General features: G+C 30.1%; 10 protein-coding genes. 9 read left to right on the top strand and 1 reads right to left on the bottom strand.

Annotation, left to right across the window (positions count from 1 at the left end):
• Positions 1 to 20: 20 nt before the first annotated feature.
• Both JOP69_RS16285 and obgE read left to right on the top strand, forming a co-directional pair.
• On the top strand, positions 21 to 1,139 hold the full coding sequence (locus tag JOP69_RS16285) for an adenylate kinase (protein WP_203391958.1): 1,119 nt from the start codon (positions 21 to 23) through the stop codon (positions 1,137 to 1,139).
• 84 nt (positions 1,140 to 1,223) lie between these two features.
• Positions 1,224 to 2,213 carry a GTPase ObgE gene (obgE, locus tag JOP69_RS16280; RefSeq protein ID WP_203391957.1) on the top strand — a complete coding sequence of 330 codons (990 nt, stop codon included), beginning with the start codon at positions 1,224 to 1,226 and terminating at the stop codon, positions 2,211 to 2,213.
• Between the two features lie 238 nt (positions 2,214 to 2,451).
• Here obgE and JOP69_RS16275 read toward each other — a convergent pair whose 3' ends face one another.
• Entirely contained in the window at positions 2,452 to 2,898 is a 447-nt protein-coding gene (locus tag JOP69_RS16275) for a hypothetical protein (RefSeq protein WP_252191135.1), read from the bottom strand.
• Positions 2,899 to 3,360: 462 nt separating this feature from the next.
• Here JOP69_RS16275 and JOP69_RS16270 point away from each other — a divergent pair, with 462 nt between their 5' ends.
• The 7 genes from JOP69_RS16270 (at position 3,361) to JOP69_RS16240 (ending at position 11,466) form a co-directional block, all read left to right on the top strand.
• The gene (locus JOP69_RS16270) at positions 3,361 to 3,861 is read left to right on the top strand and encodes a DUF456 domain-containing protein (RefSeq protein WP_203391955.1); all 501 of its coding nucleotides are present in this window, start codon (positions 3,361 to 3,363) and stop codon (positions 3,859 to 3,861) included.
• Between the two features lie 482 nt (positions 3,862 to 4,343).
• Positions 4,344 to 6,038, top strand: coding sequence for a lysine--tRNA ligase (gene lysS / locus JOP69_RS16265; RefSeq protein WP_203391954.1), 1,695 nt, complete (start codon positions 4,344 to 4,346; stop codon positions 6,036 to 6,038).
• Positions 6,039 to 6,492: 454 nt separating this feature from the next.
• A complete protein-coding gene (locus JOP69_RS16260; RefSeq protein ID WP_203391953.1) occupies positions 6,493 to 7,383 on the top strand; it encodes a fructose bisphosphate aldolase in 891 nt (296 codons plus the stop codon).
• 460 nt (positions 7,384 to 7,843) lie between these two features.
• Positions 7,844 to 8,338, top strand: a complete 495-nt coding sequence (locus JOP69_RS16255) for an antitoxin Xre/MbcA/ParS toxin-binding domain-containing protein (RefSeq protein ID WP_203391952.1) — start codon at positions 7,844 to 7,846, stop codon at positions 8,336 to 8,338.
• Positions 8,338 to 8,796: an RES family NAD+ phosphorylase gene (locus JOP69_RS16250; RefSeq protein WP_203391951.1), complete on the top strand. Its 459-nt coding sequence runs from the start codon at positions 8,338 to 8,340 to the stop codon at positions 8,794 to 8,796. The genes JOP69_RS16255 and JOP69_RS16250 overlap by 1 nt, the downstream gene beginning before the upstream one ends.
• A gap of 300 nt (positions 8,797 to 9,096) precedes the next feature.
• Entirely contained in the window at positions 9,097 to 10,014 is a 918-nt protein-coding gene (locus JOP69_RS16245) for a glutaminase (RefSeq protein WP_203391950.1), read from the top strand.
• Between the two features lie 57 nt (positions 10,015 to 10,071).
• On the top strand, positions 10,072 to 11,466 hold the full coding sequence (locus JOP69_RS16240) for a T9SS type A sorting domain-containing protein (RefSeq protein ID WP_203391949.1): 1,395 nt from the start codon (positions 10,072 to 10,074) through the stop codon (positions 11,464 to 11,466).
• Positions 11,467 to 11,482: the final 16 nt, after the last annotated feature.

Raw genomic sequence — 11,482 nt, 5'->3', positions numbered from 1 at the left:
GATATAAAATTTACATTCTAATGAGCATTATTAAACTTCAAGATCTATATTTTAAACCTTTTATCAACAAGGAAGAAATAGCAGTAATAGTAAAAACATTAGCCGTTCAAGTAAAAGCAGACTTACCTAAAGGAGAAGTTCCTATTTTTGTAGGTATTTTAAATGGTTGCTTTTTATTTGCTGCCGACTTTATAAGGGAGTTTAATGGAGATTGTGAAGTTTCATTTGTAAAATTAGCTTCGTATAATGGTACGTCTTCTACAGAAAACGTAAAACAGTTGGTAGGTATTAATGAAGATTTAACAGGAAGAACTGTAATTATATTAGAAGATATTATTGATACAGGAAACACACTTCAAGAAATTTATAATATCTTTAGGGATAAAAATTTAAAACAATTAAAAATTGCAACGTTATTTTTTAAACCAGACGTATTTAGAAAAGAATTACCAATAGATTATATCGGAAAAGGAATTGAAGATAAATTTATTGTTGGTTACGGATTAGATTATAATGGTTTAGGTAGAAATTACCCAGCAATTTATCAACTATCAACACAACCTAAAATGAAAAACATCGTATTATTTGGCCCTCCAGGAGCAGGAAAAGGAACACAAGCAGATTTTTTAAAGGACATGTATAACTTAGTACATATCTCTACAGGAGATGTATTCCGTTTTAACATTAAAAACCAAACAGAATTAGGTTTGTTAGCTAAAAAATATATGGATGAAGGAGATTTAGTTCCGGATGAAGTAACTATTAATATGCTAAAAGCAGAAGTAGAAAAAAATGCAGATGCCAACGGTTTTATTTTTGATGGTTTTCCAAGAACAGAGTCTCAAGCAGAAGCTTTAGATGCTTTTTTAGCTGAAAAAGGGGAACAAATAAACGGAATGGTAGCTTTAGAGGTACCTGAAGATGCTCTAGTAACTCGTTTATTAGAAAGAGGAAAAACAAGCGGAAGAACAGATGATACTGATGAAAGTAAAATTAGAAACCGTTTTAACGAATACAACACCAAAACAGCTGTTTTAAAAGATTATTTTGACGCTCAAAATAAATACTATGGCGTTAATGGTTTGGGTTCTATTGAAGAAATTACGCAAAGAATTGCAAAAGTATTTGATACTTTATAAAAAGTGTAACTGTTTAAGCGTTTAATTGTTTAAACAAACACGAACAATTACACATTTAAACATTTACACAATTACACAACAAAAATGACTGAAGGAAATTTTGTCGATTACATAAAAATATACGCTTCTTCTGGTAAAGGCGGACAAGGTTCTATGCATTTACATAGAGAAAAGTATATTACCAAAGGTGGACCTGACGGTGGAGATGGTGGACGTGGAGGACACATTATTTTACGAGGTGATAAAAACATGTGGACCTTATTTCACCTAAAATTCAAACGTCACTTTAGAGCCGAAAGTGGTGGTGGCGGAAGTGCTAGTAGAAGTTCTGGTGCAGATGCAGAAGACATTTATATTGATGTGCCTTTAGGTACCATTATTAAAGATGCAGATACAGATGAAGTAATTATAGAAATTACAGAACATCAAAAAGAAGTAATTTTATTACGTGGAGGAAAAGGAGGACTAGGAAACTGGAACTTTAAATCTTCTACAAATCAAACACCAAGATATGCACAACCTGGAATGGATGGTTTTGATGGCTGGTTTAGAATGGAATTAAAACTATTGGCAGATGTTGGTTTGGTTGGTTTCCCTAATGCAGGAAAATCTACTTTATTATCAGTATTGACTTCTGCAAAACCAAAAATTGCAGATTATGCTTTTACTACTTTAAAACCTAATTTAGGAATTGTAGAACATAGAAATCATCAAACATTTGTAATTGCAGATATTCCAGGAATTATAGAAGGTGCTGCAGAAGGAAAAGGTTTAGGACATCGTTTTTTACGTCATATAGAACGTAATTCGGCGTTGTTATTCTTAGTTCCTGCGGATAGTGATGACATTAATAAAGAATATCAAATTCTTTTAAACGAGCTAAAACAACACAATCCAGAATTGTTAGATAAAGACCGTTTATTAGCCATTTCTAAAACAGATATGTTAGATGAGGAATTAGAGGCAGAAATAAAAGCAGATTTACCAAAAGGTGTCGAAGCTATATTTATATCTTCTGTTGCTCAAAAAGGATTACAAGAATTGAAAGACAAACTTTGGAAAATGTTGAATTAAGGCAACGGCAACCAAGTTGCCATTTGTATTCTTTTAATATTTATTAAAAAATAGAAACTCAAACATTCAGTTGTTTGAGTTTTTTTTTATGCAAAAAAAAAGGATAACATACAGTTTTGTCATTTCGAAAGTAGAGAGAAATCTCATAAAGTTTGATTGGGATTTTGTGATCACTGTTATGCGATTTCTCCTCTCGTCGAAATGAAAATTGTTGTTGCTAAGTTTTGCGGTAGCAAAGTTATTCAGTTAGTTGAATTCTAATTGGTAATCTATATTTTGTAGTAACCGGAATTCCGCGTTTATTTGCTGGATAGATTTTTGGAAGATTTTCTACACTTGCTTTTAATAAGCTATCTAACTTTGGTAATTCCTTTTTAATATTTTCTGAAGACTGAATTGTATCTAAACTAAAAATTCCGTCAGCATTAATAATAACATCCACATACACAATTTCGTCGATAGAATCTTTAACCGATAAATGGTATTGTTGCAGCTCTTCTCCCATCTTTTGATGGATAGTTGCTCTAAAACAATCTGCTTTTTGTTGTTTATCAATAATAGCATCACAACCTTTAAAAGAGGGAAAAGTATCTACAGAAGAAAAATCTACAATCGTATCTAAAGCTACAGTATTATTGCTTTTCGAAGGACAAAATAAATCACACGAAGTGATAAAAACCATCATTATTAAAAAAGATAAAAACCTTAAATACATACTTTTAATTAAAGTGTGAATTTACAAAACTTTAACGACTTTTATTCTAAAGATTTAACACTCAAAAAACTCCTCATTTAAACCCATAAAAATAACCAATCTATAATTTATATAAACTTTGGTTGCTGTAGATTTATATTACCCCAAACAGAAAACTCCTCAATAACAATTTTTTAAAATTCCAATAATTATAGAAATGGTATTATATAAAAGTTTTCGTATAGCTAATCTATCAATTACTTCTTTTAAAGAAGCTCCTTACAAATACCAAATTACTTCAATAATCTGCTATTCTACTTCTGTTAATATTTTAGTCATTATTAAAACAAGGTTTATAGCTGAATAATGGTAACAAGGTTTATTTTGAATCGTCTTACAACTAAAAACCTGGCATTATTATTGACTTTAAGCGAGTATTATCATTTATAAACTATGGATATATTTTTATTACTTCTAGGCTTTCTTTTTGTTTGCTTAGGCATTATTGGCTCATTTTTACCAATTTTACCCGGACCTTTAACAAGTTGGATAGGTTTACTTTTATTACATTTTACCAAGATTATTCCGATGGATTGGACTTTCTTAGGTATTACTTTAGGATTAGCCATTCTAATTTGGATTCTCGATTACTTTATTCCTGCTATGGGAACGAAACGGTTTGGCGGCACTAAATATGGAGTCTACGGAACTACAATCGGATTAATTGTTGGCTTGCTCTCTCCTATTCCGTTTGGTATGTTGGTTGGTACTTTTTTAGGTGCGCTAATTGGGGAATTGCTTTATGATAGTAAAGACACCAACCGAGCTTTAAAAGCTTCTTTTGGGGCCTTCATTGGATTTTTAGCTTCTACGACGATTAAATTCTCTATTTCTGTTATTTATTTTGTGCTGTTTGTTATTCAGTTTTGGGAATTTAAAGAAAATTTCTTTTAAAAATTGAACACATAGAAACATTGAAAACATAGATACAGCATAAAAATCACTCTAGTACTATAAGCCTGCAAACAAGTCTAGCCCAGATTGAAGCAATTGTTTGAGCTCTTTTTTATTCCTTTTTCAGGATAAAAAAAGCGAGTGCGGAAAGCTGGAAATAGCTACAAAAAAAAAAGAATTACACTTAATAGTAAAATTGCCACATCACATAAAAAAGTGAGACCCTGAAATAAATTCAGGGTAAAAAAAAAGCGTCCCGTTTCAGGGAAGCTTTCCATTGGTTAACAAAACCACGACGCTTTTACTAAAGCGCCAAAACAACACAACTAATGCTGCCCTAACAAAAAGCAGCCGACAAATATACGAAGTTTTTAAATATTCTCAAATAAAGTTACTGTTTTTTATTTTATTCTCAATTGGCTATTAATGCATTTGATTGTATCTTTGCGTTCTTAAATAAACATCAGAAAACTAAACAGCAAATGCAATTATCAGAACAAGAAGTTGTACGTAGAGAAAAGCTTGTAAAATTACGCGCTTTAGGCATCAATCCGTATCCTGCAGATTTATATCCTGTAGATTCTAATTCTAAAGAAATAAAGAAGGATTATGTTGAGGGAAAAAAGGTAATTATTGCTGGTAGATTAATGTCTATCAACATACAAGGAAAGGCTTCTTTTGCGCAATTGCAAGATGGAGAAGGTAGAATACAAGTGTATTTTAACAGAGATGAAATTTGTGCTGGAGAGGATAAAACCTTGTACAATGATGTTTTTAAAAAATTACTAGATTTAGGTGATTTTGTAGGAATTGAAGGTGAATTGTTTACCACTAAAGTGGGAGAAAAAACAGTGCGTGTTAAGAATTTTACGTTGTTAAGTAAGTCTTTAAAACCATTGCCTTTACCTAAAGTAAAAGATGGTGTTACGTATGATGCTTTTACAGATCCAGAATTAAGATACAGACAGCGATATGCAGATTTAGTTGTAAATCCGCATGTAAAAGAGGTGTTTATTAAAAGAACAAAATTATTTAATGCTATGCGTTCTTTCTTTAATGACGCTGGTTATTTTGAAGTTGAAACTCCGGTTTTACAACCAATTCCTGGAGGAGCTGCAGCAAGACCTTTTATGACACACCATAACTCATTAGACATTCCCTTATACATGAGAATAGCTAATGAATTGTATTTAAAAAGACTAATTGTTGGTGGTTTTGATGGTGTGTATGAATTCTCTAAAAACTTTAGAAATGAAGGAATGGACAGAACTCATAATCCTGAATTTACAGCCATGGAAATCTATGTTTCTTACAAAGATTACAATTGGATGATGGACTTTTCTGAAAAACTTTTAGAGCATTGTGCAATAGCTGTAAACGGAACTTCTGAAGCTACTTTTGGTGAACACAAAATAGATTTTAAAGCACCGTACGCCAGAGTTACAATGGCAGATTCTATTAAACATTTTACTGGTTTTGACATTACTGGAAAAACTGAAGATGAAATTAGAACGGCTGCAAAAGGAATGAATATTCCTGTGGATGAAACCATGGGGAAAGGAAAATTAATTGATGAAATTTTTGGTGAAAAATGTGAAGCAAATTACATTCAGCCTACTTTTATTACAGATTACCCGAAAGAAATGTCTCCTCTTTGTAAAGAACACAGAGACAACCCAGAATTAACAGAGCGTTTTGAATTAATGGTTTGTGGTAAAGAAATTGCAAATGCATATTCTGAATTGAATGACCCAATTGATCAACGTGAGCGTTTTGAGCATCAACTTAAATTGGCGCAAAAAGGTGATGATGAAGCTACCGAATTTATTGATGAAGATTTCTTAAGAGCTTTAGAATACGGAATGCCACCAACGTCTGGAATGGGAATTGGAATGGACCGTTTAATTATGTTTTTAACCAACAATCAATCGATACAAGAAGTACTTTTCTTCCCTCAAATGAGACCAGAGAAAAAGGCTGCTTCTGTTGAATTGAATGATGATGAAAAAGCACTTTTGGCAATTATTACCAAAGTAGAAAAAATAGATTTAAATGATTTAAAAGTAAAATCTGGCTTGTCTAACAAAAAATGGGATAAAACCATTAAAGGTTTAACTAAACATAAAGTAGCTAAAGTTTCTAAAACAGACGAAGGTTTGTTTGTAGAGATAGTTTAACTACAATATAACATATGTCATTCCGAAATGAGCCCTTTTAGGCGATTGAGGAATCTTATAAATCACAAAAGGAATTACAGCAATGTAGTTCCTTTTTTTATTGCTCTTTTTTTATAAGAAACTGCCAATACACACAATAACTATTTGAATTATAATTATTTACACAGAAACATTAGAACTAAGACCTTTATTTAATAAATTTAATTTGAATAGAATTATTTACAATTTAAAAAACAACAGCATCTCGTATTATTCTATTGCATTTATATTTTTTAACACCTCTAAAATACTCACTATCAAAATAACATAATCATGTCAGCAAATAAAAACAGCAAATTTTTAAATAAAATTTAACGGTTTTTTTATGTTCTTTTTGTTGTTGAATGAATTAACTTTTTGCACCTTTATATAGCTAAAAAACTAGTTTTTTTTTTAATACTAAAATCATAATTTCATGTACACATTTCAAGAGCAATTAAAAAGCATTAAGGAAGGTAAAGGATTTATTGCCGCTTTAGATCAGAGTGGAGGAAGTACACCAAAAGCACTATTAGGTTACGGTATTGCAGAGGATCAATATAAAGATGAAACAGAGATGTTCCAACTCATTCATGATATGCGTACTCGAGTAATTTCTGATAAAAACTTTACTCCAAATAAAATTTTAGGTGTCATTCTTTTTGAAAGAACAATGAATGGTTTAATAGATAAAAAGCCCGTACCTTCTTATTTATTAGAAAAACATATTGTCCCTTTTTTAAAAATTGATAAAGGATTGGAAAATCTTAAAGAGGGTGCTAAATTAATGAAACCCATACCAAACATGAAGTCTCGTTTATCTGAAGCTAAGAAATTAGGCATATTCGGAACAAAAATGCGTTCTGTAATTTATGAAAACAATTTAAACGGAATTAGAGATATTGTAAAACAACAATTTGCTTTTGGTTTAGATATTCTTGAATGTGGTTTAATTCCTATTCTAGAACCAGAAGTTGATATTCATGCGAAAGACAAAGTTGAAATTGAAGCCCTTTTAAAGCAAAATATTCTGTTAGAATTAGATAAGTTAGACGAAAATCAATCTGTTATTTTAAAATTAACATTACCAACAGTTCCAGATTTTTATAAAGACTTAGTAAACCACCCTAAAGTTATTAGAGTATTTGCACTTTCTGGAGGGTATGATATTGAAACAGCAAACACATTATTAGCTAAAAATAAAGGTGTAATAGCTAGTTTTTCTAGAGCTCTTTTAAACAATTTAAAATTTCAACAAAGTACAGATGAGTTTTCATTGGCTTTAGACAGTGCTATAGATAGTATATATAAAGCTTCAATTACTTAAAAAACGACTATAAATACACTCGCTGTTATTTAGTATTAAAACTTAAATATTTTATACTCAAAATAAAATTCGTTTAAAAATGATTCTATTTCGGTTGCTTTATCGCTCATTGCAGCCCTTTGAAAATTGGTAAAACATCAAAAGTAAATTGAAATTAAATTTGTGTAGATTCTATTAAAAATAGTCCAAATAATAGTGATTTTTAGATGAAAATACTAAGATTTCTTATTAGTTTATCTTGAGCGAAGTCGAAAGAACAAAATAGTCTCATTTCGGAATGACATCGATAAATAAAAGGAATTACAGCAATGTAGTTCCTTTTTTTATGTTAAAATATTTCATAACACACTGTAATCAATAGTAAAAACCTTTTAAATAATATTTATTAAAGAAAAAAAATGTAAAAATGTTTTTTAAATAAAGACAAAAGTCTTAAATTAGTAGTCAAATGTATTAAGTTATGGTTTATAAAGAAAACACATCAGATTTTACCGCTGTTAACGAAGCAATAAGTAGTTATGTATTAAATTCTCCCTTTAGTTTTAACAAAGAAAACATCACATTTTCAGAATTCTTTGAAAACAAAATGCTTATTATTCAGGTTATTAAAAACGGTTTACCTTTTAAAATATTTAATGCTATTAAGCGTATCATTCCGTTTACTGAAGAAGATTGGGCTAGCTATTTAAATATTTCTACAAAGTCTTTACAAAGATATAGTAACGATGCTACTTTTGTTTTTAAACCAATACATACAGAAAAGATAATAGAATTAGCAGAAGTTAATAACCTTGGTAAAGAGGTTTTCGATTCTAAAGAACAATTTTATTTATGGTTAAATACACCCTCTTATGCGCTTCATAATTTAAAACCTGCAGAACTCATAAAAGATTCTTACGGTAAAGAATTAGTGATGGAAGAATTAAATAGAATAGAGCACGGAGTTTTTGCCTAATGAATATCTTTAGACTATCTAAACGAAAATACGCTACGGAATTTAACGGAAAAGGAGCCGAAAAATCTAACAATAGATGGAATTCTAAAGGAACTGAAATTATTTATACAGCAGAAAGCAGAGCTTTGGCAATGGCAGAAGTTGCCGTACATTTAACAATTGCTACTTTGCCTAAAGACTATGTGATGATTACTATTGATGTTCCGGATGCTGTTTCTATCCAAAAAATTGATGTGAAAAAACTAATTGAAAATTGGAACAGTAATCCTTTTAATTCCGTTACAAAAAAAATTGGAGATGACTTTATAGATGCCATGGAAGCTTGTCTCTTAAAAGTTCCGTCTGCAGTGGTACAAGGAGATTTTAATTATTTGATAAACCCATATCATAAAGACTTTAAAAAGATAAAAATAACTAAAATACAGAATTTTCCTTTTGATACAAGAATATTTCAATAAGGAAAAAAATTACTTCCAGAACTATAACGTGTACTCTTGAGTGATTACCTACAAGTTGCACAAAGATCTAAAAAGACTAAACCTTAACATCCTAAACTTGTTTCAACATCTTATTTTTTTTTCATTTTTTCTAGATCTAAATCATGAGATTTCTCAATCATAAAAAAGTCTCATTTCGGAATGACATCGATAACTAAAAAGGAATTACAGTATCGTGGTTCCTTTTATACTTTATACCCTTTTGTTGTTTCTTAAAGAATTTTCGAATAAGTTTGCGATACCTAATATCAGCAAAAATCTATGGAAAATTATAAAGAAGTAATTGAATGCGTTTATAACGACGTTAAAAATGTAGATGATATTGGTAAAGTGGCCAGTTATATTCCGGAATTGGCATTTGTAGATCCAAATAATTTTGGAATTAGTATTACCACCATCGATAAGAACTCTTTTGGAGTTGGCGATTTTAATAAAAAATTCTCTGTACAAAGTATTACCAAAATTCTTTCTTTAACCTTAGCTTACAAATTTGAAGGTGCCAAATTATGGGAAAGAGTGGATGTAGAACCCTCTGGAAATCCGTTTAACTCTTTATTACAATTAGAAGCAGATTTAGGAAAACCTAGAAATCCTTTTATAAATGCCGGTGCCATTGTTATTTGTGATGTTTTACTTAGTCATCTTAAAAACCCAAAAGAAGACTTTTTAGACTTCTGTAAAGAAGTTTCTAACATTCCTACTTTAGCATATAACGAGGAAGTAGCGCTATCGGAAAAAGCTTCTGGCTATAGAAATGTAGCCTTATGTAACTTTATAAAATCTTTTGGAAACATTAAAAATGATGTAGATAACGTATTGGATTTTTATTTCTACATGTGTTCTTTAGAAATGACCTGCAAAGAACTTTCGCAAATATTTTTATACCTAACGGATGACAATTTTACTACCGTTAAAGGAAATAGAGTACTTACTATGAGTCAAGCAAAAAGAGTAAACGCCATTATGCTTACTTGTGGTTTTTATGATGAATCTGGCGAGTTTGCATTTCGTGTTGGTTTGCCTGGAAAAAGTGGCGTTGGCGGAGGAATTGTTGCCATTCACCCAGATAAATATTGCATTGCAGTTTGGAGTCCTAAATTAAATATTAAAGGAAATTCTTATAAAGGAATGTTGTTCTTAGAGAAGTTTACCTCTAAAACAACTTCTTCAATCTTTTAAATTTTATAAGTTAAAAAAAAATCTTCTATTTTATATTTTTATCTGTAAATTTATAAAATGAAAAAGATTCTATTTACCCTACTTACCTTCACTTCCTTACTTAGTTACAATCAATTAATAAGTCAAGAGGGAGAAAATAGGGTTTTGAAGAGTTACTTTAAAAATAAAGTTGTCTCTATAGAAAGATGGTATGGAAATGATAAGGCTATCGATAGTATTAAAACGTATCACCGATCTGGGAATAAAAATGAAACCTTTTTCTTTAAAAATAAACGCATGCATGGTGAATGCTATAAATATAATGATCTAGGTGAAAAGGTTGTTAGTTATATTTTTGACAATGGTAAACTTACCAAAAGAATAGACTATGAAACCCAAATAAATAAAAAGAACGCTCCTTACATTTTAGCAAAAAAACAGAAACTACAAGCACTTTATAAAAAAACAAACTACAACGTAAAAACTGGTAAAGATATTTATCAACAAGGTATTTTAAGATATCAAATTGGTGAGATGTTTTTAGCTAGAGAAAATTTTAAAAAAATTGAACACTATTTTAAACATACAGAAAAACAGAAAAAACCATTACCAGACAAACTAAAAGCGAGTCTTTACAATCGTTTAGGTGGTATTAATGCATATTATCAAAAAGAAAATTTAGCCATACATTATAGAAACTTAGCCATTGAAAAAGATCCTAAAAATAATCTTTACAAATATAATATGGGTTCTTATTTGTATGGTATTAAGGAATATAGATTAGCAATTACCTATTTAGAAGAAGTTAAAATTGAATGGAAAAAACATGCTTTTTCTAACAGAGCATTAGCTGCCATATACACTGAATTAGAAGAGTACGAAAAAGCATTTGAGTTAGTTAACTTGGCTTTTGAAAGAGAAAAAGCATTGTATAAATTTGGATTTGCAGGCAGCGAGAATGACTTAAGAACTATCCGTGGTTTCTTGTACCACAAATTAGGCGAAACAGCACTCGGAATTAAAGATTTAAATGAAGCTTTAGAATTAAACCCAAATAATTCTTTTGCTTATAAATTTTTAGGAATAACACAATATGATCTAGGAAATTTTGAAAAAGCATGTACTTATTTAACAAAATCTGCAGCATTAAATTATGTAAAAAAGCATGATAGAAATGACATAGAATATTACCTAGAAAGCGCTTGTTCAAAAAAAGATGCTACCCCAATAATTACATTAAAAACGAAACCGTATGCTTATCCAAACCCAACAAGGGACTTAGTATATATTAAAAATTTGTCTAAAAAAAATTATCAATTCAGAATTTATAATTTTAAATCAATACTCGTAAAAAAAGGTATTTCTGAAAATAGTACTTTCGATTTTTCTAATCTACAAAATGGACTTTATATTTTAACGATTCCCGGAAAAAGCCCACTAGACACCTATACTTTTAAAATTATAAAACAGTAAAACCGATACCTAAAGG

Origin of the sequence: Polaribacter sp. Q13 (assembly GCF_016858305.2) — a bacterium.
Taxonomy (GTDB): Bacteria; Bacteroidota; Bacteroidia; order Flavobacteriales; family Flavobacteriaceae; genus Polaribacter.
This window is presented reverse-complemented; position numbering and strand designations above follow the sequence as displayed.

Bases quoted from the DNA above. Each gene is read 5' to 3' on its own strand.
- JOP69_RS16285 (WP_203391958.1), top strand. From the start codon at position 21: ATGAGCATTATTAAACTTCAAGATCTATATTTTAAACCTTTTATCAAC.
- obgE (WP_203391957.1), top strand. From the start codon at position 1,224: ATGACTGAAGGAAATTTTGTCGATTACATAAAAATATACGCTTCTTCT.
- JOP69_RS16275 (WP_252191135.1), bottom strand. From the start codon at position 2,898: ATGATGGTTTTTATCACTTCGTGTGATTTATTTTGTCCTTCGAAAAGC.
- JOP69_RS16270 (WP_203391955.1), top strand. From the start codon at position 3,361: ATGGATATATTTTTATTACTTCTAGGCTTTCTTTTTGTTTGCTTAGGC.
- lysS (WP_203391954.1), top strand. From the start codon at position 4,344: ATGCAATTATCAGAACAAGAAGTTGTACGTAGAGAAAAGCTTGTAAAA.
- JOP69_RS16260 (WP_203391953.1), top strand. From the start codon at position 6,493: ATGTACACATTTCAAGAGCAATTAAAAAGCATTAAGGAAGGTAAAGGA.
- JOP69_RS16255 (WP_203391952.1), top strand. From the start codon at position 7,844: ATGGTTTATAAAGAAAACACATCAGATTTTACCGCTGTTAACGAAGCA.
- JOP69_RS16250 (WP_203391951.1), top strand. From the start codon at position 8,338: ATGAATATCTTTAGACTATCTAAACGAAAATACGCTACGGAATTTAAC.
- JOP69_RS16245 (WP_203391950.1), top strand. From the start codon at position 9,097: ATGGAAAATTATAAAGAAGTAATTGAATGCGTTTATAACGACGTTAAA.
- JOP69_RS16240 (WP_203391949.1), top strand. From the start codon at position 10,072: ATGAAAAAGATTCTATTTACCCTACTTACCTTCACTTCCTTACTTAGT.